Source organism: Alkalibacterium olivapovliticus (assembly GCF_003003275.1).
GTDB classification, from domain to species: domain Bacteria; phylum Bacillota; class Bacilli; order Lactobacillales; family Carnobacteriaceae_A; genus Alkalibacterium; species Alkalibacterium olivapovliticum.
Window position 1 is genome coordinate 57,914 of record NZ_PVTO01000011.1, and the last position, 22,444, is coordinate 80,357.

At 39.4% G+C, this 22,444-nt stretch carries 21 protein-coding genes; 16 read left to right on the forward strand and 5 right to left on the reverse strand.

Annotated elements, in window-relative coordinates:
* Nucleotides 1–197 precede the first annotated feature (197 nt).
* The 4 genes from CLV38_RS07010 (at nucleotide 198) to CLV38_RS07025 (ending at nucleotide 5,337) form a co-directional block, all read left to right on the forward strand.
* A complete protein-coding gene (locus CLV38_RS07010; protein ID WP_106193301.1) occupies nucleotides 198–1,262 on the forward strand; it encodes a bifunctional glycosyltransferase family 2/GtrA family protein in 1,065 nt (354 codons plus the stop codon).
* Between the two features lie 147 nt (nucleotides 1,263–1,409).
* On the forward strand, nucleotides 1,410–2,261 hold the full coding sequence (locus tag CLV38_RS07015; RefSeq protein WP_106193304.1) for an aldo/keto reductase: 852 nt from the start codon (nucleotides 1,410–1,412) through the stop codon (nucleotides 2,259–2,261).
* Between the two features lie 183 nt (nucleotides 2,262–2,444).
* Entirely contained in the window at nucleotides 2,445–3,587 is a 1,143-nt protein-coding gene (locus tag CLV38_RS07020) for a plasmid pRiA4b ORF-3 family protein (RefSeq protein ID WP_106193306.1), read from the forward strand.
* A 1,072-nt stretch (nucleotides 3,588–4,659) separates the two neighbouring features.
* Nucleotides 4,660–5,337: an N-acetylmannosamine-6-phosphate 2-epimerase gene (locus CLV38_RS07025; protein ID WP_106193388.1), complete on the forward strand. Its 678-nt coding sequence runs from the start codon at nucleotides 4,660–4,662 to the stop codon at nucleotides 5,335–5,337.
* Between the two features lie 72 nt (nucleotides 5,338–5,409).
* Here the strand turns inward: CLV38_RS07025 and CLV38_RS07030 are convergent, their stop codons facing one another.
* From CLV38_RS07030 to CLV38_RS07040, 3 genes are all read right to left on the reverse strand, one after another.
* Complete coding sequence (locus CLV38_RS07030; protein WP_106193309.1) at nucleotides 5,410–6,111, reverse strand: FAD-dependent oxidoreductase; 702 nt, start codon at nucleotides 6,109–6,111, stop codon at nucleotides 5,410–5,412.
* Nucleotides 6,112–6,279: 168 nt separating this feature from the next.
* Entirely contained in the window at nucleotides 6,280–7,092 is an 813-nt protein-coding gene (locus tag CLV38_RS07035) for an aldo/keto reductase (protein ID WP_106193312.1), read from the reverse strand.
* 79 nt (nucleotides 7,093–7,171) lie between these two features.
* Nucleotides 7,172–8,950, reverse strand: a complete 1,779-nt coding sequence (locus CLV38_RS07040; protein WP_106193315.1) for a DUF4153 domain-containing protein — start codon at nucleotides 8,948–8,950, stop codon at nucleotides 7,172–7,174.
* A gap of 208 nt (nucleotides 8,951–9,158) precedes the next feature.
* On the opposite strand from CLV38_RS07040, the gene CLV38_RS07045 reads away from it, so the two are divergent.
* From CLV38_RS07045 to CLV38_RS07070, 6 genes are all read left to right on the forward strand, one after another.
* Nucleotides 9,159–11,111: a BglG family transcription antiterminator gene (locus CLV38_RS07045; protein ID WP_170068840.1), complete on the forward strand. Its 1,953-nt coding sequence runs from the start codon at nucleotides 9,159–9,161 to the stop codon at nucleotides 11,109–11,111.
* Between the two features lie 18 nt (nucleotides 11,112–11,129).
* Nucleotides 11,130–11,567 carry a PTS sugar transporter subunit IIA gene (locus CLV38_RS07050; protein WP_106193320.1) on the forward strand — a complete coding sequence of 146 codons (438 nt, stop codon included), beginning with the start codon at nucleotides 11,130–11,132 and terminating at the stop codon, nucleotides 11,565–11,567.
* 1 nt (nucleotide 11,568) lies between these two features.
* Nucleotides 11,569–11,850, forward strand: coding sequence for a PTS sugar transporter subunit IIB (locus tag CLV38_RS07055; protein WP_106193322.1), 282 nt, complete (start codon nucleotides 11,569–11,571; stop codon nucleotides 11,848–11,850).
* An 85-nt stretch (nucleotides 11,851–11,935) separates the two neighbouring features.
* Entirely contained in the window at nucleotides 11,936–13,207 is a 1,272-nt protein-coding gene (locus CLV38_RS07060) for a PTS ascorbate transporter subunit IIC (RefSeq protein WP_106193324.1), read from the forward strand.
* A gap of 2 nt (nucleotides 13,208–13,209) precedes the next feature.
* Nucleotides 13,210–13,947: a sugar isomerase domain-containing protein gene (locus CLV38_RS07065; protein WP_106193328.1), complete on the forward strand. Its 738-nt coding sequence runs from the start codon at nucleotides 13,210–13,212 to the stop codon at nucleotides 13,945–13,947.
* A 172-nt stretch (nucleotides 13,948–14,119) separates the two neighbouring features.
* Nucleotides 14,120–15,214 (forward strand): glycerol dehydrogenase, encoded by a 1,095-nt coding sequence (locus tag CLV38_RS07070; RefSeq protein WP_106193331.1) that lies wholly within the window; start codon nucleotides 14,120–14,122, stop codon nucleotides 15,212–15,214.
* A 54-nt stretch (nucleotides 15,215–15,268) separates the two neighbouring features.
* Here CLV38_RS07070 and CLV38_RS07075 read toward each other — a convergent pair whose 3' ends face one another.
* A complete protein-coding gene (locus CLV38_RS07075; RefSeq protein WP_106193334.1) occupies nucleotides 15,269–16,192 on the reverse strand; it encodes an alpha/beta hydrolase in 924 nt (307 codons plus the stop codon).
* A gap of 236 nt (nucleotides 16,193–16,428) precedes the next feature.
* Here CLV38_RS07075 and CLV38_RS07080 point away from each other — a divergent pair, with 236 nt between their 5' ends.
* The 6 genes from CLV38_RS07080 (at nucleotide 16,429) to CLV38_RS07105 (ending at nucleotide 21,659) form a co-directional block, all read left to right on the forward strand.
* Nucleotides 16,429–17,769, forward strand: coding sequence for a diguanylate cyclase domain-containing protein (locus CLV38_RS07080; RefSeq protein ID WP_106193336.1), 1,341 nt, complete (start codon nucleotides 16,429–16,431; stop codon nucleotides 17,767–17,769).
* 251 nt (nucleotides 17,770–18,020) lie between these two features.
* Entirely contained in the window at nucleotides 18,021–18,758 is a 738-nt protein-coding gene (locus CLV38_RS07085) for an SDR family NAD(P)-dependent oxidoreductase (RefSeq protein WP_106193339.1), read from the forward strand.
* A gap of 187 nt (nucleotides 18,759–18,945) precedes the next feature.
* Nucleotides 18,946–19,431, forward strand: coding sequence for a hypothetical protein (locus CLV38_RS07090; protein WP_106193342.1), 486 nt, complete (start codon nucleotides 18,946–18,948; stop codon nucleotides 19,429–19,431).
* Nucleotides 19,432–19,537: 106 nt separating this feature from the next.
* On the forward strand, nucleotides 19,538–20,656 hold the full coding sequence (locus tag CLV38_RS07095) for an NADH-dependent flavin oxidoreductase (RefSeq protein ID WP_106193344.1): 1,119 nt from the start codon (nucleotides 19,538–19,540) through the stop codon (nucleotides 20,654–20,656).
* A 23-nt stretch (nucleotides 20,657–20,679) separates the two neighbouring features.
* Nucleotides 20,680–21,090, forward strand: a complete 411-nt coding sequence (locus tag CLV38_RS07100; RefSeq protein WP_170068841.1) for a GtrA family protein — start codon at nucleotides 20,680–20,682, stop codon at nucleotides 21,088–21,090.
* 23 nt (nucleotides 21,091–21,113) lie between these two features.
* Nucleotides 21,114–21,659, forward strand: coding sequence for a cysteine hydrolase family protein (locus tag CLV38_RS07105; RefSeq protein WP_106193350.1), 546 nt, complete (start codon nucleotides 21,114–21,116; stop codon nucleotides 21,657–21,659).
* Between the two features lie 129 nt (nucleotides 21,660–21,788).
* Here the strand turns inward: CLV38_RS07105 and CLV38_RS07110 are convergent, their stop codons facing one another.
* Nucleotides 21,789–22,316 carry a hypothetical protein gene (locus tag CLV38_RS07110; RefSeq protein ID WP_106193353.1) on the reverse strand — a complete coding sequence of 176 codons (528 nt, stop codon included), beginning with the start codon at nucleotides 22,314–22,316 and terminating at the stop codon, nucleotides 21,789–21,791.
* Nucleotides 22,317–22,444 lie beyond the last annotated feature (128 nt).

Here is a 22,444-nt window from a genome sequence, read left to right on the forward strand (position 1 = left end):
GTAATTGATTACAGTATTCGACAAATACCTCTTTAAATTAGCAAGAAAGGCTGGAGTGAACTCCAGTCTTTTTTTGAGGCTTCTTATACTGGATTGGAAGGGGTGTTATGGTATCATAATATATGAACCCTTAATGAATTTTTTTAGTTAATATAATGAATTCTGCTTGGAAATATTGTCATGAGTGAGGTCATCTAATGAAAAACTGTGTGATTGTCATCCCTGTTCTCAATCCCGGAAATGGCTTTATTGAGTATGTCAAGTCATTAAGTTCTGAGGACTTCAAGTCCATTATTATCATAAATGATGGCAGCAGTGAAGAGAAGCAGCCGATTTTTGACGAGTGTGAACAGATAGAGAATGTCAGGATTCTTCAGCATGCTGTTAATCTAGGGAAAGGGCGAGCATTGAAAAGTGCCTTTAATTACATACTGAACGAGACTGATTTATGCCAGGCAAATGGTGTGATTACAGTGGATGCAGATGGTCAGCACACCATGTCCGATGTGCTCATGTTATGCCGGGAACTTTCCGGGGAAGGCAACAAATTGATTTTAGGTGTTAGATCATTTGATAATGAAAATGTTCCCACACCAAATAGATTAGGCAATACGATAACGCGTAAACTGTTCAATCTATTGTACGGTAAACACATTACGGATACTCAGACTGGCCTGAGGGGATTTTCACTGGATGTATTGCCTCACTTGATTGATCTGGAAGGTGAGCGGTTCAATTATGAAACAAATGTCCTCATAGCAGCTGTAAGAAAAAAGCTGACGATTGAAGAAATACCAATTGACACTGTCTACATCAATGAAAATGAGAGTTCGCACTTCAGGCCTTTCCAGGATTCCTTCGAAATTTACTGGCTGTTGTTAAAAAATTTCATTAAATTTATGGGCGTATCGATTACGTCTTTTCTCATTGATATTTCGCTATTTCAGTTGTTCGTTTTTATTCTCCGCTTCACTTTTGACAGACGACGAATCGTTATCGCTACTGTACTCGCACGTGCAGGATCTTCTTTATTCAATTACAGTATGAATCGCTCTTTTGTCTTTAAAAGTAAAAAGAAGTGGAACAAGACTATTATAGGGTATTACCTGCTGGTGATAGCAGAGGGTGCACTTTCAGCCGGTTCAGTTTATCTCTTATACAGATTGACTGGTTTTAGAGAAGTATTACTTAAAGTAGGAGTAGATCTCGTTATTTTTCTCATCAGTTACCGTATTCAAAAATTAGTTGTCTTTAAAGACTAAATTGAATGTAAGAAAAGGAGTTAGACCATGATGTCTGACTCTTTTTCTATATCTCAGTCACTCTTTGCAGTAAATCCTAATTTAAGCAAACATTATCTTCCTGTACTATAATAAGACTAGACCAAATCAGAAAGGAACGAATACTTTATGACAAACGAGATAAAACGTTTTAGCTTAAACGATGGAACAACACTTCCTGCAGTAGGACTGGGAACTGTTCAAATAAAGGGAGCAAAAGGGGTAACCAGCGTATTGACCGCCATTCAAAATGGCTATCGCCTGATCGATACATCCACTAACTACAATAATGAAGGGATGGTCGGGGAAGCAGTCAGGCGCAGCACTGTTCCGAGAGAAGAGCTTATCATCAGTTCAAAACTACCTGGGGCAGCACATGACTATGACAAGGCGATTCTGATGATTCAGGAGTCACTGTACCGTATTGGCATCGATTACTTTGATAAATACCTGATTCACTGGCCACTTCCTAAACAGGGAAAATACGTAGAAGCATGGCGGGCGCTAGTCGATGCACAAAAATTCGGTCTGATCAAAACCATCGGGGTATCCAATTTTCTGGAAGAGCATCTGACTAACATTATTGATGAAACAGGCGTCACACCCGCTACCAATCAGATTGAACGTCATCCTTACTTCAATAACAAAGAGCTGGTCAGAGTCAATGAAGAAAAAGGTATTTTGACAGAAGCCTGGAGCCCTTTTGGAAGAGAAATCAATGATGTTTTAACTAACCCCGTAATAAAAGAAATAGCTGAGCGTCAGGCTAAAACGGCAGCTCAAGTTATATTGAGGTGGAATATTGAAAACAATGTCCTTCCAATAGCTAAATCAGCCAGTTCGAAAAATCAGATAACGAATTTAGATTTATTCGATTTTGAATTGACTGACGAAGACAGACAACAAATAGACAGCTTGGATCAAGGAGAAGACGGCCGTCTTCAGGGTCAGCATCCTAATGAATATGAAGAATTTGATTAAAGTATACCGATGGCACAGCTTAAGCAACCTTTGGCTGTTTTTTTTCGTATGCGTTTGAAGATGAGAACTATAGCCAGTATTTAAAAATTTGACTTCATTCTTTCTCTCTTTTAAATTGAGTGATTAAAATGTCTGCATATGAGTGGTATACTGAAAGTGAGATTGCACTAAAGGAGCGAGGACATGCATTTATACTTAACAAGAAAACTGATGAAGGCATTTACTGATGCCGAAAAGACAATGAAAGAAACTAATACGACCATTAAAATGAACGAAACTGAAGATAATGCACAGCCTCAAAGATCCTTTTTCAAATGGCATGGAAATCTTGTCAAACTGCAGGATAATGACTATATTCTACTGACGAATGATGCAACTGGTTTTACTCTGATTTTCTTAAATCCTTACGAGGAAGATTATCTTGAATTTGGAGACTGGTTAAGCGAAGCGTTATCTAGAATGATGAACCGAATGGGATTTTCTGACCATTCGATCATTAATTATTTCAAGTCCTTTGGAGAGATCACTGTCAGCAGAGCATCAAATCAAAAATTGATGGGCAAGAATAGTGCTGCAGGTCAATTAGTAACGGTTTACGAGGATTATATTAATGATGATGAATGCTTTCAGGACTCGTGGTCATATAAAGTGAGTGAAATGAAAAAGGGTGAAGATGGATCTGTCAATGCAGTTGAGGCATTTATCAGTGAATTTGAAAAAACGATAGGAAACAGTACAATCGATGTCGCCGTTGCTGAACTTGAAATTAGATTAAAACTGCACGAGATGAAAGATGTCGTTCGCATTGTTCAAGTCCCAATGAATGTGACCTTTGATGACCTGCATTCTATCATCCAGACAGTGTTCATGTGGCAAAATGCTCATCTCCATCAGTTTATCCTGGAAGACGGCTACACGCTTGTCGGAGCGGAAGGGTACAGTCAAATGCAGCATTTCGGCGCTCAAGGAGAAGATACGACTGACTCAGGAAACCATTACTTGTTGTCAGATATTATCACGCATGATGAGAACAGACAATTCAATTATATTTATGATTTTGGTGATTTCTGGGAGCATACGGTACAGGTTAGAAAAATTTGGACAGAGCATAAGCAGGTGAGTCCGAAACTGAAAATGATGATGGGTGATCCTGTTCCTGAAGATATCGGAGGATCTGGCGGCTATGCTTATTATCTGGAAGTAATGAACGAACCACAGCATCCAGAGTTCGATAGTCTAAGCCATTGGGCTGAAGATTATCATAAGCGTAAATACTTCTTAAACACTGTTGACAGCATCAATTCCAGATTACAAGAATATATGTAATAAAGGGTACTGCATTCTTAATTCAAATGAGAATGCAGTATTTCAAATGATATAACCTTTGATATAACCTTAGTTATATCATTTGAAATGTTCATAAAATGTTCATAAAATATTCATAGTTAATGAATGATTATCATAGTAAGTCAACTGGGATAATATAAAATCGTTTAAAATTCGTACTATATTAATCTTTTGTTAAGATAGGTGCAGAATCTTATAATAACATAGTATATATCAAAAACTGTGAGTGAATAATATAAATATAATATTCATTAATACTTAAAATTATTATATTGAGAAGACTATTTTCAAATTAAATTTTAATGAGATTATAGGGTGAGATGGATGGTTATTTTTCACATTAAAAATAATTAATAACCTAAATTTGTAATAAATTTGTAATAAATTTGTAAAATAAAAATTTTTTGGATATTCTTAAACTTAAAAGCGAACTTAATAGCTAATAAAGTTTTAATATTAAAGTTTTTGTGTAATTTATTTAAATATCCAGAAAATATTTTAATAACTTTAGCTATATATTGTTTGCTTAATTATTATAATAGGATTAAAATACTTTACATAGATAACATTCCACACCAGCAGCCAACGACATCCCTCTAATCAGTAGTGTATATTAATAGATATAAACCATCGTATATGCATCTTAGGAGTGTGCTAGCACTCGAACCGACGAGGTTATCTTTTTCACTTGCTAATCGTCTCTTCTGAGCAGACTACCCCATCCCTATACCTATTTCCTGTAATAATAGACTTTTTATAAAAAAGTGGCTATTACTTCTTCGTGCCCCCCCGCATAACTTGAAGGAATACTGGCCCTTGTTCACTGGCTAAGAGTCTTCTTCCATACAAGGGCTTTCTTTCATTCTCATCTCAAAATATCATTCTAAACAAAAAATTAATATAAAGTGCATAGTTAAAAGCTGACCAGTTCATGATTAAACTGATCAGCTTTTATTATGCTTTAAGACTTCCAAAACCAAAGTGTTAGAATTATACTGATAAATAAGAAGAGTGTAATAATATTATAGAAAGTTGGAAGAGTAAAATGAGTATGCTGGATAAGATAAAAGGTGGTCTTGTTGTGTCCTGTCAGGCATTGGCAGATGAACCACTCCATAGTTCGTTTATAATGAGTAAAATGGCAAAGGCTGCAGAAGAAGGTGGAGCAGTCGGCATTCGTGCGAATTCCAAAGAGGATATTCTGGCAATACAGGCTGAAACCAGCCTTCCGATAATTGGGATTGTAAAGCGGGATTACGCTGATTCTAAGGTATTTATCACGGCAACCTTAAAAGAAGTCGATGAACTGATGGAAACAGGGTGTGACATGATTGCACTGGATGCGACTAAGCAGTCCCGTCCTAATGGGGAAACTTTAGAGTCTTTAATTAATAATATCCGGGAAAAATATGGGAATATCTTATTAATGGCAGATACTTCCACATTAGAAGAAGGAATAGAAGCTGAACGATTGGGATTCGATGTGGTCTCAACTACTTTAGTCGGCTATACAGACTACACCAATGATTTAGATATATTTAGTGACCATTATGCTCTCCTGCAGGACTACCTGGACACAATTAAAGTTCCGGTAATTGCAGAGGGGAATGTAGATACACCTGAAAAGGCCAAAAAGTGTCTGAGCCTGGGTGTCCATTCAGTGGTAGTCGGAAGTGCGATCACTCGTCCACAACTGATTACGAAACGATTTGTAAGAGAAATAAGCTGATAAAAAACTGATTTTTCCCTATCAACAAAGGAAAAATCAGTTTTTTGCGTCTGCTGAATAAGGGAGTGGGCATCAATATCCGAAATACGGATCTGTAATCATTCGGGCTCTCTTAATACCGGCTGATTTCAGTTCTTTCTTAATGTTTTTGATTGTACCGGTTTTGCCTGAAATATAATAAAAGGCATCGTTTTGAAGCGTTCTCGCCAAATCGGTATAGGCTCTGATTGTATCTTCCCTATTCTTCGTATAGATAGGTGTGAACTGTTTATTTTTTTGAGCGACAGCATTAAACAGGTCTTTAAATAAATACCCTGTAGGCGATGCGTAAATGAGAATGATTGGTCTGGTCTGATCATGCTCCAATTTTTTAACCAGCGCCCGCATGGGAGTAATACCGATACCAGTAGAAATCAGTACGATTGGGGATGTCTGATCCTGTACTTTAAACCATCCAAATGGACCTCTGACCGTTACTTTTTCTCCAACAGACAAATGGAACAACGCCTGTTTAAAGCTACTGGTCGGGTTATTGTCATCTGTTGCAATCATCATATTTCCTTCTTCGGGAACAGAAGCGACTGAGAATGCTCTGAACGGTTTTCCAGATATTTTGTGATCAGGGATGGTGAACACCCCATGCTCTCCAGCTTCCCAGTGGAGTTTTTTTGGGAAATCCAGTTTAATGACATGCAGATCGTCGAACGGATTCTCAATAGACTGCACTGTTCCCGTGTTCTTTTTGAATATGCCCATAAAATCTTTTGGTTTCAATTTAGTCACCTCTTCTATAATTTTCAGTAAGTATTGATAGTATACGTGAAAAAGGGGGAGTAAGGGTATTATTGTGATTATGCTAAACTGGTTGAATGCCTAAAAAAAGCTCCTACCTAATTGAACGGTATGTTCAATAGGTGGGAGCCAGTTTACTTCAAACAACTATTAGCCGCGAACATCTTCGATTTTGTCTAAAGCTGCCAAGTCTTCAGCAGAAATTTCGAAGTTCAGTTCTCTGTTTTCAATAATACGTTTTTCATGAGTTGATTTTGGTAAAGGCAGTGTGTCTTTTTCCAGACAGTAACGAATAGCTACTTGAGCAGGTGTTGCATCGTATTTTTCAGCGATTTCCTTAAGAACTGGATGATCAAGAAGCTGACCAGTTGCGAGAGGAGAATAAGCTTCCACCACGATATCATGCTTTTTACAGAAATCGAGCAAGTCTTTCTGGTCACGGCCGATATAAAATGGAATCTGGTTTGCCATCGGAACGATGTCACAATTATCAAGCAGCGCCTGAATATCTTTTATCTCAAAGTTAGATACACCGATCGTCTTGATTTTGCCGTCATTATACAGTTTTTCCATAGCTTTCCATGACGCGATGTTGCCTTCCGTACAATCTTTACCAATCTCATTCCAAGGCCAAGGCGCGTGGATGAGGTAAAGGTCAAGATAATCCATGCCAAGATTCGTCAGTGTCTCATCAAATGCATCTAACGTCTCCTGATACCCTTTGATCTGAGCAGGGAGTTTACTGGTCACGAATACATCTTTCCGGGCAATATCAAAATCTCTGATTGCTTTTCCGACATTTTCTTCATTCTGATAAGCTAAAGCAGTATCAATGTGAGTATACCCATTTTTCAAAGCCATTGTGACAGAATCATAGGCTTCTTCATTCGGGATTTGCCACGTACCAAATCCAATGCTCGGAATAGTCACACCATTATGAAACGTAAATAGTTCTTTTGACATCTTGTACATTCCTCCTAAATTTTAACTATTCCTATTTTACATTAAATGGTATGAAAATGCTTCCTTTAGGATCAGCTGACTATTTATAATTGATCAAAATAGTAAATGTACCGGCAAGATACCCCGAAGAGTCTGTTTCCAGACGATTTATAATGGCAGTGATTTCAACTTCTTCATTTTCTTCAGTAAAACTTAATTCATCTAGTGTCAGAGATTGACCCGATTCAGATAAAAGATAGATCTCATCTTGAAGAAATGAAAGGTCGAAGTTTATCAGGACTTCGTCATTTTCGACTAATTCCAGTCCTAAAACAGATTCGTCTGAATGAATGATGAGCTGAGTATCTGGCTGTGTTAATTCAACCGTATTCCCATCCATTGAGTGGTTAAGCCAATAGGTCCCAAAAAATATAACATCATCATATTCTGATACTGGAAGCAGAAGAGGAATTCTCTCGTCCAGCTCTACATACGCATAATCATTTGCACTAGGATCCTGGATAAGTCCTTCTTCATCATAATTGACATAATAGTAAGGGTCAAAACCAAAAACGTTCTGGAATTGATTATAATAATCAAAATTCGCAGGGAGCCATTCTACACGGCCAGTAGCATTAGTCTGTTCAAGGTAATGCAGACTATAGCTTATCTGGACCATGTCTTCGTGGGAAAAGTCATTGTCCGCTCTGATGATGCCATTCTCATCAAGATCATCCTGATCAACTATAGCATTTACTTGTCTGACCTGGCTTGCAATGCCAATTGATACGGCATCGACCAGTGGAAGCACCGATACTAAACCTAAGCTGACGAGGATGAATGGAATGATTTTCTTGTAGGATCTGAAGAAAGCATAAATCAGTACGCCGCTTATTGCGAAAATACCGAACAGCAGGACAAAGTACCGACCGTGTGTCAATCCCAGCTCGACCGATTTAATCGATGACGATAGACTTTGGAACACAGCTATGATCAGCAGGAGATAGGGGAAGAAACGGTTAAAAATAATGACATAACCTTTGCTAGATTGCTCAGTTAAAAATAATGTAATAAAGCCAACTGAGACGTAGCTGATAAGCATGGGCTCAATGAGATTGTCAAGCCAGAATTCACCTGTAATATTTATTCCGATATAAGCAATGAGCAAAATGGAAAAAACCATCAGCAGCGGTACGACGATAAAATCAATCAAGAATGATAATAATGTTGCCCTTAAGGTGGCGGTTTTAAACGCTTCTGAGTTCTTGTCAGCGCCGTAAACTGGAATGCCGGACAGGAACAATACTGGCGCAAAGAATATAAAAATCAGTGAAGCAGCATGTCCGAACCACTCAAAACCAATTGGCATGAAGAGTGTACTGAACGTTCCCAGTATGGCAGCGACTCCTATATAAAAGACGACCGCTATCAGTAGACTGCTGAAGAGTGATTTGATGAACGCTACGAGTGTTTCTGAAAAAGCATAAGAAGACCTGATCGTCGGCAGTGCAATAAATGTAACGGCAAGGGTGAAGAAGAGAACCAGTGTCCGAATAGAACTGATCTGGTCGACGAACAACTCGGTCTGCATTAAATAAACATAATAGAGTGCCGCAAGGATGAATAAAGCTGAGAAAAGTGGTAGGTGGGTTTTTTTTCGCTCTGCGAGAAATCCTTCAACTGCCAGGTGCCCGATAGCAAACAGCAGCGCAGCCAGTCCAGATGCAACAGCCTCTCTGAAGAAGGTATCCTGATCCAGCTGAATGGACAACATCGTAAAAACAGCAGCTAAGCCTGTAAATAATAGTGCTAACGGAAATCGGCCAAATACCTGTGTCCATCTTTCTTTCATGCGGTCAAAGAGTAGCGTCTTAGTCATTTTAGTAGCCTCCCGAATATGGATGAGATATGTCCTGTTGTAGTTAAATAAAGCATACTCCTTGCTAACAAAATCTGCAATATATATGACATCAAAGTGAAAAGAAAGAAAGCCTAGTGTTTACTAAACTGCAACATGTCTTGTTGAGATAATCTAAATGTTAGCGTTCTCATTCTTATGCTATACTTTGATTATAGGGGGTGATGACTTGTCCATAAAGAATAAACGGAAACTGGTGGAGATACTCGTTCAGTCTGAAAGCTATGAAACAGCAGATTCCCTCGCTGAACAACTGGGCGTATCTAAACGGACAATATATGCTTATCTGGATGATATCGAACCGCTTATCAATCAGACCCAAGCGCTCCTCGAGAAGAGACCAGGTCTGGGTACTAAGATAATGGGTGACGTAAATGCCAAGTCCAGTCTGCTTCGTTCCGTGCACAAGCAGTCCAGTCTTGATTTTGATCCTCAGGAAAGACAGGACTTGTTACTAAAAGAGTTGTTGAATGGAAAACGCATATCCTACTATGATTTAGCTGACCGATTTTACGTTAGTCGTTCAACTATCGTCAAAGATATGAAGGCGATCAAGAAGCAGTATTTCCCTCAAGACAACATTCTATCCTCTAACAATGAAGGAACACTTATGGCTACTGATGAACGAACCCTTCAGTCAATATGGGGGAGATACCTCACAGCGAAATACGCACTGGTAAATGCTCATCCTCCTGTGCTACTAGACCGGTATGGCTGTTTTATAGAGGATGAGCTAGATTTACCAGGTTCTTTTGTTAAAAACATTTTACTGGAAATCGAACAGATCGGTTCTGTGTATGATTTGGCTGATTATTATAGAATTAATTTGTTTGAGAGTCTGCTTGTTATGTCATTCAGGATTTTAAAAGGACACCATCATGAAAAGTCAGGTGGGTATGTATTCGAACGTGTTACTGAGCTGGATACTTACTATATTGCGTATGATCTGGCAGCCAGACTGGAATCAGATCTTGACTTAGTCTATATGATAGAGGACAAGGTCTTTATAAACGAATGTCTGATTGCAAATGGAATAAAGAATGTAAAGCTCGGCGATACGTCAGAGTATTATACTGATTTAGTCGATGATCTGATCATTAAAACCAGTCACATGATGAATGAGGATTTATCAGGAGATCATCAGTTAAGAGAAGGGCTACTGCACCACATCATTCCCATGTGTTTTCGCCTGAAAAACGGTATTGCTCTCCAGAATCCCTATATTCATGAAATAAAGAAGCAGTATTCGATGATGTTTCATTTAACATGGTATGTCGTGGTCGATCTTGAAAAAGAGTGGGGAAAGCGAATACCGGTAGATGAAATCGCCTTTTTAATGATTCACTTTCAGTCAGCACTGGAGCGCAAACGGGATATTAAGAAAATACTGATTATCAGTCAGACTGGACTGCTGACAACCGAAATACTGGAGCGACGGATCAAGCAATATCTCCCCAGTGTTCACATCTATGAAGTGATTTCTGAAGAAAAAGTTGAACAAGTGGATTTGGATAAGGTAGATTTGATTATTTCTACAGTATCGCTAAAATTCACTCCGTCTGTCGTGCTAACGTTATCATCCATCCCTTCTGATGGTGAACTAAAAGAACTGGCTGCCAAAATGGAAGACTATTTCACTAATCAATCGCATCAATTAAATCAGTCCGGGATAGACGATCCTGAACATCCTCTAATTGAATCTTTGAGTAAACGGCTCAGCATAGTGAGAGGGCATGTCCAATCGGCAAAAGAGGCGATGACCCGTCTGACTCTCCCTTTAATTGATAATGGAAGTGTAACGGAAGAGTATTTATCTTCTGTATTCGAAAGAGAAGACATGTCGTCTACTGCTTTTGAAACAGGTATTGCCATACCTCATGGCAATCCTGCCTATGTGAAAGAAACACAGGTGTCTATCCTCATTAATGACAAAAAAATCAGCTGGGGGGATGAGCGTGTGGATGTTGTGGTGTTAATCAGTGTGGCCAAGGCGGATATCTCACATATTAGTCTGATTATCGAACCACTTTATGAAGTAATGGCGTCAAGATCAGATGTTGAACGCTTATTTATAAATCAGTCTGATCAGTCTATTTACCGATTATTTGCACGATATCATTAATTTAAGGAGTCGGGGTGTATGTTAAATAAGTATTTGTCTAAGGAAACAATGCAGCATGCAAAGTCAGTTGAAAGCTGGGAAAAAGCCATTGCGTATGCAGCTGAACCATTACTCGAAAAGGGAGTGATTGAAGAGAGCTATATAAAGTCGATGATTGATAGTGTGGAAGAAAACGGACCGTATATCGTATTGAAAGATTACTTCGCTTTACCTCATGCTAAAGCAGGTGTCGGAGTCAACGAGGTCGGAATGTCACTACTGACCTTGGATGATCCAGTCGATTTGAAAGGGAATCCGGTTAAACTATTTCTGGTACTGGCAGCGGTAGACTCATCCGCGCACTTAGAAGCGCTGTCTGAAATATCAGAGATTTTAATGGATGATGAGAGCTATGCTATTTTCTTATCAGGTGACTTAAATGACATAACTAAACTAATAACTAAAGGAGACGATTAATATGTATAAATTTCTAGCTGTATGTGGTTTTGGAGTAGGCTCATCAATGGTACTGAAAATGTCAATCGAGAAAGCCGCCAAGGAAAGAAATATTGACTGCGAAGTTGAAAATACAGACCTGAGTTCAGCTAAAGGAAGCAATGCTGACGCTATATTTACAAGTCAGGAACTGGGGGATGAGTTAAAAGGGTCAACTAAATCACCTGTTTTCCCCATTCAACGCTACATGGATAAAGAAGAGGTTGGAAAAGCGCTGGATGATTTTCTAGCAGATAAAAAGTAACCATTGATTTAATGTGGAACGGGTATAGGGATGCCCGGCAGTGAAATAATGCAAACCCTAAATAATAAAAAAGGAATGAAATAAGATGCAGGGTATACTCGATTTTTTTACAGATTATATTCTTAGGAATCCCCCAGTTCTGCTTGGACTGATTGCCGCCATTGGGTTGATCATTCAGCGGAAAAATATTGCAGATATTGTCAAAGGCTCGCTTTCTGCAGCGTTTGGGATGTTTATCCTTGACGCCGGGGTCGGACTGATTGTTGGAGCTATCATACCGATTAACGATGCTTTCCAGGAAACGGTCGCGGAAGGTGTTGAAGTAGGCGAAGGGCTCAGCGATGTTACCTTCATCGCAGATTTTGGTGGAGAGATTGGACTAGCAATGTTTGCAGGTCTAATCATCCATTTACTGATTGCACGGTTTACGCCGGTTAAAACGATTTTCCTGACTGGTCATATGCTCTGGTGGTTCCCATTCATCTTTGTGGCAGCTGGAGTTGAAGGTGGATTGAACGGAATCGTCCTGATTTTATTTGGTGCTGTTCTATCTGCTTCTTACTGGTCATTCATGCCATGGATCATGCGTCATTATATATGGGATGTCACAGGTGACGAGTCATTCCTGATTGGACACCCGACAGGAATATTGAGTATTATTTCAGGATTTGTAGCTAAACGTGTCGGGAACAAGGAGCGTTCAACAGAATCTCTCAATGTTCCAAAAAGTCTGTCTTTCTTTAGAGAGATATCGGTGATGGGCGCATTTGTTATTTTTATTATGTATATTGTCATGGCCTTTGTCGCTCCGGAAGTTGTCGCCGAGGGAGAGAACGCATTCTTTACAGCAATCACTCAGGGGATCACATTCGGTGCAGGGCTGATTATCATGCTGCAAGGGGTTCGCATGCTGATCAACCAGATTATTCCGGCTTTCCAAGGTATTTCCGACAAAGTCATACCTGGTGCGATTCCGGCATTTGATGTGCCCATTCTATTCAACTATAAACCAAATGCTGTTATTATTGGCTTTATCGTAGCGATGATCACATCCACAATCATGATTCTGATTGCCAATACAACCAACTTGTTCGGTGTTATCCTGATCCCGCTTGTTGTCACTTCCTTCTTCGAAATGGGTGGTGCAGCAGTTGTAGGGGAAGGGCAAGGGGGATTAAGAGGTGCTATTATCGGGACGGCTGTAGGCGCTATCGTTATGGTCGGGCTGATGGGATTATCTGTAATTGTCTATGAAACAACCATAAGAAACTGGCTGCTGATATTTGGAGGAAATGACTTCTCCTTATTCGGTCCACTTGCCAGCTGGCTGGCTCAACTATTGTCTGGAGTGTTTTAATTATGTTTGATTACTTTGATGGCATTAAAGAATTGTTAAGTATAGTAGAAAAAGAAGAAAAAGAATCGATTGAACAGGCTGTTGACTGTTTAGTCGAAGCAGTTGAGAATAAGCAGGCCATTTTTGCCTTTGGCGCAAGCCATGCGGGGATTTTGACACAGGAACTGTATTACCGGGCAGGGGGACTAATGACTGTCAATCCTATTTTTGGAAATAGCATTCTACTTGATGTAGAACCTGTAACGCACACGAGTAAAATGGAACGGCTTGTAGGATACGGGACACTTTTGGCGGATAATACGCCTTTCAAAGAAGGAGACGTACTGATTGTCCATTCAGTCTCTGGCCGTAACCCTGTGAGCATTGAACTGGCAATGGAAGCTCAGAAAAAAGGAGTAACCACTATTGGATTAACTAATCTGACTTATTCAAAAACGGTTGATTCCAGGCACCCATCCGGGAAAAATTTATACGCATTCAGTGATATCGTGATCGACAATCACGGGGATGTAGGGGACAGTATGTGTGAAATAGATGGCCTTGACATGCGTGTCGGTCCTTCTTCAACAGTCGTTGGAGCAACAATCGTTAATACTTTGGTTGTTGAAACAGTGAAAAAACTGAAGGTAAACGGACTCGATAACCCCCCTATTTTTTATAGTGCCAACCTGGACGCTGGAGATGAGCTGAATGAGAAGTTGATCAAAGAGTATAAGGATTCGATTCATTATAAATTTTAGTAGAATAGCTATTCACCCTCCCTCTTACTTATATAGAGGGGGGGATTTGGTAATTATCTGTAAAATTTCGTTTACTTTAAACGGTTACAGTGATTATAAGGGTTTATGTTTGTTTTAAGTGGATAACCTTTGTTACAATTAAAGTATAGATAAATTTGAAAGGAGTAGAATAATGCAGAAATATATTTTTAAGTCACCAAGTCGTTATATTCAAGGGAACGGGGTCATTGAGGAGCTCGGGAAAGAAACAGAATCGGTTGGTAAGAAGTCACTTCTCCTTTCCGACGAGGTCGTATGGGACATAACGAAGGACTTCATAAGTGACAGTTTCAAAGACTCAGAAAGCGAATATGAGTTTGAACAGTTTAATGGTGAGGCGTCAACTAAAGAAATTGACCGTCTGATAGATAAAGGAACTGAGCTGGAAGTCGATTCTGTAATTGGTGTGGGTGGCGGAAAAACGCTGGATACGGCAAAAGCTGTCTCTGATGGCTTGAAAGTACCTGTCATAATAGTACCCACAACAGCTTCTACAGATGCTCCAACTAGTGCGCTTTCCGTAATTTATTCAAATGACGGTGTGTTTGAAGGCTACAAGTTTTACGATAAAAATCCGGATCTCGTACTAGTCGATACAGGAATCGTTGTTAAAGCGCCTCTTCATTTATTTGCTTCCGGTATGTCTGATGCAATGGCGACCCTGGTAGAAGTGAAGGCCGCAATGAAACGCAACAGTGATACAATGGCAGGGGGAAAAACAACTTTTGCAGCTAAAGCTATTGCTGAAATGGCAGAAGAGGTCCTCTTTACACACGGCTTATCAGCGTATAAAGCAGTGAAAGAACAGTTAGTTACACCTCAAGTTGATGCGATTGTTGAGGCTAACACATTGTTATCCGGATTAGGCTTTGAAAACGGTGGACTAGCTGGTGCCCATGCGATTCATAATGGATTTACAGCTGTAGATGGCGATATCCACGACTTGACTCATGGTCAAAAAGTGGCTTATGGCGTACTGGTACAACTCGTTCTTGAAAGAAAATCTGGTGAAGAAATTAAAAGATACATTGATTTCTTTAAAGCGATCGATATGCCGACAACGCTTGAGGACATGCACTTGGATGGGAAGTCATTTGATGACTTGCTTGAAATCGGAAAACTGGCAACTGCTGAAGGGGAAACAATGGAAAATCTGGATCCTGAAATAACAGCAGAAGAAATTGCCCAGGCAATCCTGGCAGTAAATGAATTAAGTAAACCAGATTAAGCTGCAACTAATAGTAAAAGAAATCCGGTCAGATATTTCTGACCGGATTTCTTTTTATCCAAAAGCTCTTTTCAAGGCAGCTACTCGTCTGTTTTTTGAGGCTTCAGCCAGTGAACTGTTGGTTATCATGTCATATCCATGAAAACCCTTAGGTATAAAGGATATATCGACAGTAACGCCTGCTTTCATCAACGCATCACCGTAAAGCAACCCTTCATCCCGCAATGGGTCGAACTCACACACTTCAATGAAAGCATCAGGGAGATTATGAAAAGAATCAGATTCCATGGGAGCTGCATATTTTTCATCCGTTTCAATTGGTTCCTGTATGTATAGAGACCACATCATCTCGTTAAGCTTACTGCTCCAAAGAAGCGTGTCGCTGAATTCTTTCATGGAAGGGGAGGTCATTCTGACATCTGTAACAGGGTAAATCAGAAATTGAAAACAGAAATTTTTCAGACCTGTGTCTCTTCTCATCATAGACACACTGCTTGATAATGCTCCTCCTGAACTGTCACCGCCTACTGCAATCTTCGCTGGATCGATGTTAAGATTATCAGCCTGCTGAAAAACCCATTCACTTGCGAGGAAACAGTCCAGAAAAGGAATAGGAAAGGGGTGCCTTGGAGCTAAACGGTAGTCCACTATGATGACTAGACAGTTTGCTTCTTTAGCGTAAGTCATCGCCCATCGTTTATGGTGGGCTGCCCGTTTCATAAAATAGGCGCTGCCATAATAATAAAGAAGACAGGGCGCATTATTTTCTAAACCATCAGGATAATATAACGTCATTCTGATCGTTTTATTATCATAGGTACTTAATAGCACGTGTTTTTCGGTGATGTCATCATCAACTGCAGTAAATCGTTCCATCGTTGACAACACTGTATTAATCACTGGAATAACAACTGGAGAAGCTGGTAAGGTCAGGTATTTAAGATAACCAACTTCTTTATGTATGGGATACTTTTTCATGGAGAACCTCTTTCTATTGTCAAACTGCTTTTATAGAACTGGAAAAAGAGTCGTTCACAAACAGCTCTTACTAAAATAGTATACATTACCTTTTATGAATAATATATACTGTTTTTTTACATTGAATTGGTCATTAATTGTGAATCAATACACGCAACTACAGACTATTTTTATTATAATAGTGTATAATAAAGTTGGTATCGTTTTTATATTACATAAAATAGTGAGGTGATTTTGTGAAAAAATGGGTTATAGCGTTTATTGTTGCAACTTTTGCTGCTGTCTCTTTATACATTCCTGTCCAACTCCTTCGTACGGAATACAATCAGCAACATTATGAGGAACAGCGATCACAGGCACGAGACCACCTCACAATGATTAGAGAAAATCTACAGTCTGAGCTCGACGATAGTCTTATATATGTGGATTTCTTCGAAATGGTAATCAGGCAGAATCCTGCTATTACAGAACCTGAGCTGAGAGAATATGGTCGATTTATTGTTGAACGCAACGCTTTGATTGAGACAGTCACGGTTGCAAAAGATGGGATTGTCCATTTTGTTTATCCTTCAGACGGTAAAGAATTAATCATGGGGTTAGACATGTTGAATGTAGATGTAGAAGGACTTTCAGCCTTTGATTATACGCCGACCACTATTTCATCGGTTTCTCGGGGTCCGTTTGATTCTGATCACGAGGACGTGAAGGTGATTAATCACAAGCCTGTCTTTACTGAATCAATCAGTGCAGACGATTTCTGGGGATTTGCCAGCGTGACCATTGACTTTGAAGAGCTGATCGAGTCTACTTTATCTCAATATCAGCACCCAGATTACTCATTTGCCATGAGGATAGATCCAGCAAATAAGCACCCATTTGTATGGGGGGACAACCAGGTATTCAGCGAAGATCATGTTCTTCAGGCTATTTCACTGCCAAATACGCACTGGAATATCGGTATTGCTCCAGTCAATGGCTGGATGGTGAGAGACTCATTTCCCAGTTTTGAATTAATTATATCTTACATAATGATTAGCATTATTTTTGTACTGGTGTACGTATTCAGTGTCCAGTACATCTCCAAACGCGACTTGTCCAGAACAGATGCCCTAACTAACTGTTTAAATAAACACACATTTGAAGTTTCCGTCAAAAGGGTACTGAAGTATTCCAGTCTGAAAAACGGCATTCTGCTTATCGATATCAATGACTTTAAGAAAATTAATGATGAACATGGTCATTTAGCAGGAGATAAAGTCCTGATAGAGAGTGCAAGACGCATGAAGGAAATTATTAAAAGCACTGATCGAGTAGGCCGTATAGGTGGCGACGAATTTATGATCATGGTAAAAGATTTGCAGAACGAGGACGATCTGGAGATGATTGCCAAGCGAATCATAGCTCACATGGAACAACCGGTTTCTTATAATAGTAACCAGATTGATCTGACCGTATCAGTTGGCTTTATGATGGCTTTGGATACAAAGGCATTTGATCATATTTATGATTTAGTGGATAAAAAAATGTACAAGCATAAAGAAGGTCATAAAGGGTCTATGCAGCTGGAACTGGATTAAATCTGTTCGTTACTCTGCATCCGTTATAAGCTATGAATCTATCACAACAAGACACTGTATCACAGTCGTCACGTTGTGTTAGGATCATGGCTTTTTTCTGTTGCTTATCTACTCAGCGGCCCCTCTATTCCTGATTGTGTTTAACCTGTTACAGGGGATCTACCTGAAAGGATATTAAAGCCGTTATTTTTGATTTTTTCTCAACTCTCCTTGTATGCTTATAGTAACGATTAAAGGAGGAGACACAGAACATGAGATTAAAGGATAAAGTAGCTTTGATTATCGGAGGGACATCAGGTATTGGTGAAGCGACTGCTAAAGCCTTTGCTGAAGAAGGTGCTAAAGTAGTGGTTTCCGGAAGAAAAGAAGAAGAAGGGGACCGAATTGTCAACGATATAACAGATAATGGTGGTTTGGCTATTTTTGCAAAGGTGGACACAACTAACTTTGAGGAAGTGACAAAAGGTGTCCAAAAAACGGTAGATGAATTCGGAACACTTGATATTCTATACAACGGTGCCGGTATTCATGACAGTTATCAAACGGCACTGGATATCGAAGAAGAAGATTATGATCAGTTAATGGCAGTTAATGTAAAAGGGCCTTATCTTGCTGCTAAAGCGGTATTGCCAATTTTCCTTGAAAAAGGGAAAGGAACAATCATCAATGTGGGCTCACAAGCGACACATGTGGCTGGACCTGGCGGATCAGCTTATGTGACATCCAAACATGCGTTAGAAGGATTCACTAAGCAGCTGGCATATGATTTCGGTGCAAAAGGGGTTAAAGCTAACCTGATCGCTCCGGGCTTCGTCGAAACGCCTATGACTGAAGGCATTGAAGAAGAACGACTAAAAGATATCCCAGCCCAACGAGCAGGCAAGCCGGAAGAAGTGGCATCATTGGCTGTTTTCCTGGCTTCTGAGGAATCCAATTATATGCATGGGACTTCAGTTACTATGGATGGCGGTTGGGTCGTAGGTCGATAAAGACAGACTAAACAATTAAATAGAGCCTGAATCAGGACAATTAGAAGTCACCATCTAATTGTCCTGATTTTTTTGTGCACAAAAACACAATATTTTATAAAAAAAAGATATTTATTTAAAAAAAGGCTTCCCTTAGGAGTCTTTATTTGTTAAACTATTCACATAACCAAAGACAGGAGAGAATGATATGAAAAAAGTAATGAGTGCATTACGATTCGTATTCCGTAACGGTGAAACCTGGACAGTACGCCGTGAACATATTGGAGATTTATGGATCAAACAAGTGACAACCAGCTTTGGCAGAATTGGTGATGATGATTTTCAGGAGATCCATCCTTGTGAATCGTTGAAAATTGAAATTGCCCGTGAATCGGACAGTGTAAATTCCAACGATATCAACAAAGGCGGATTAGAAGCAGGCATGTTCGCACGAGTCAGTAAATTTCAGGATATTGAAATGATGGATATCTTGTACCGTGATCGCTTGAATGGGGAAAAACGACACTCAGTTGAAAAAGATCGAATTTACTTCCCGTATAAAGCAGTGGATACTGATGGTCACGATAATTCGTATCAGTCTTCTCAAGAGAGAGAAGATACCCTTTTCATAGTGATCGATCCGGAGCGAACAGTAGAAGAGGTTTACCCTCAGTTGAGCGCTACTCATTCATAATGTGTTCCCTTACCTCAGTCAGATGGATAACCCCCATCTGGCTGTTTTTTTGCTTTAAAATTGTGTTTATTTAAAGGAATGGTTACAATAAGATATACACGAAAGGATGATTAATGTGGACTCGAAAAAATATACTCAACCCTTCACGTTTAAAAGTGGGGTTACCCTTAAAAATCGCTTTATTATGGCACCTATGACGACTAAAATGAGTTTTTATGATGGTGTTATTACAGAGGATGAAAAGCGCTATTACCATATGAGAAGCAAAGAAGCCGGAGCCGTTATTACTGCGGCAGCGAATGTGTCAGAAGGTGGAAAAGGCTGGGAAGGTGAGCTTGGTATTTATGACGATAAACACCTTCAGGGACTATCTTCTTTAGCCTCAGCTATTCAAATTAATGGAACAAAAGCTATCGTTCAATTGTATCACGGAGGACGAATGACGAGTTCGTCAGTGTTGAGAGGAACTCAACCAGTGGCTCCCAGTGCGGTCAAGGCTGAGAGACCGACAGCAGAAGAACCCAGACCATTAGAAGAAAAAGAGCTGTTTCAAATTATCGAAGATTTCAAACAGGGAGCTGTTAGAGCAATCAAATCAGGATTTGATGGGATTGAACTACACGGAGCCAATACGTACCTTCTTCAGCAGTTTTTCTCACCTCATTCCAATCGTCGAGAAGATAAATGGGGCGGCAGTGTCGAAAAACGATTTACATTTATTGATCTGCTGGTAGATGAAGTGATTCAAACGGTCAAAAAAACGACGGATCGCCCTTTTATCATAGGGTATCGCTTTTCTCCGGAAGAGTATGAAACTCCGGGCATCCGTTTCCAGGATTCTCTTTATTTAGTGGATAAATTGTCGGATAAAGCATTAGATTATTTACATGTATCTTTAGGAAACTACAAACAGGTGTCACAATCAGAAGCTTATCAGGAGAGACCTATGATTGCTTATTTAAATGAAAAAATTGACGGTAGAACCGCTTTTATGTCAGTAGGGGATATCAGAACGGGTGAAGATGCTCAGGAGGCTTTAAGCAATAGTGATCTGACTGCATTAGGTCGAGTGATTCTTGCTGATCCACACTGGGTCGGGAAAGTGCTTAATGATAAAGAAGAAACAATTCGTTACACGGTTTCTCAGGAGGAACGAGAAGAATTGGGACTGACAAATGGTGTATGGCAGTTTATGCAGAACATGATGACAGACCGATTGAATTAAACTTACAAGGGGAGGCTGTCTTGATGAGTACTCTTTACTCGAAGTTCCACCAGTTTATTGATTATTTTCTTTTTGGTGTCGTGACGGCCTCTTTAAATATCCTATTATTTTTTACACTATATAGGCGAGTTGGACTGAATTATTTGGTGGCGAACGCCATTTCACTATCATTGGCGATGGTGTTCTCTTATATTGTTAATAAAAAATTCGTTTTTCATACTAAGATGGTGACTAAAAAAGCCGTTGCCAGAGAATTTATGTTGTTTCTATCGATGAGGGCCACAGCGGCACTTATGGATATGACAGGGATTTATATTCTGGTGCAATTCATACGCTTCAGAGCCGTATTCGCAAAACTGATCATAGAAGTGCTTATAGCGTCCAGTAACTATATTGTCAGTAAAAAAGTGATATTTAAAAAAGAGGTTAACTAATCGTGAAAGGACGTAGATTATAGATGAGAGCATTACTTAATATTGATTATACTAATGATTTTGTTGCAGAAGATGGGGCATTGACCTGCGGGGAACCGGGGCAGGCCATTCATGATAAGGTCCTTGCGTTGACAAAAGACTTTTTTGAAGCAGGGGATTATGTCGCTTTTACCATTGATAGACATGAAGACGGCGATACATTTCATCCGGAAAGTAATCTATTTCCTCCCCATAATCTGAAAGGGACCGATGGCAGACAGTTGTATGGGGAACTGGAAGCTTACTACCAGTCTATAAAAGAATCGGATACAGTCTATTACTCGGATAAAACACGGTACAGTGCGTTTAAAGGGACAGATTTGGAAATGAAACTTAGAGAACGAGGCATCACGGAACTTCATTTGGTCGGAGTGTGTACAGATATTTGTGTGCTCCATACTGCAGTTGATGCCTATAATAAAGGCTTTAAAATCGTGGTTTATAAAGACGCAGTGGCGAGTTTCAATCCCATTGGACATGAATGGGCACTGACGCATTTCACAGATACTCTAGGGGCAACCGTTATCTGATCAAGAGGTGTAATTGGACAAAAAAAAGACCCATACCGTCTAAACGACATCCTAAAATGTAAAAGAAGAGATTAACTCTATTCTTTTACACCTTAGGAAATAGTTTAGTTAGTATTCGGGTTTTTTCTTTTAACTGAACTGTATATATATAGTCAGGTCATAAGGGTCTATTCCATGCTCGATTTGTTTTTTCTGATCATTCCACTGCTTGTAAGGTCCGCCGTTGATATAGGCAAAGGACATGATAATTGTAGATTGCAGATAGTGGAGAGCGTTTTTAGTATAGTGTTCAGGTAGTTCTCCTAAATAAATATTGTCTACAAATACTTCTAAACGATTAGACTGAGAAGGGACTAATTTAACCCTGTTAGTCTGATAACTTTCATATCGATAAATTTTATTTGGATAGGCAGTCAGTTCTTCATCCGACTTACCGGCAAAAGATCGTTTAGTATTATCTTTTTTTATGATCTTTTTAATGATAGAATCGATGATTTCCTGATTTGTGGTTAGTTCACTGGCAAAGACCTGCAATTTATATTGAATAGATAAGGTTCTACCATGCTTATTTTCTTTTAACGACTTTGACTGAATAAGCTGATCAGACCTAGATGTATTGTTTTTTATAAAATTCTTGATATTTTCATAGAAACTCATGGGTATCCTCCTTTTCACTATAAGATAAACCTAATGTGATAAGCTGTTTTCTATGCATAAATAGATAATACCGAAAACTGACTATAAGTGCAACAATTTCGGACTATCAAGTGGTATTTAGTGATGTA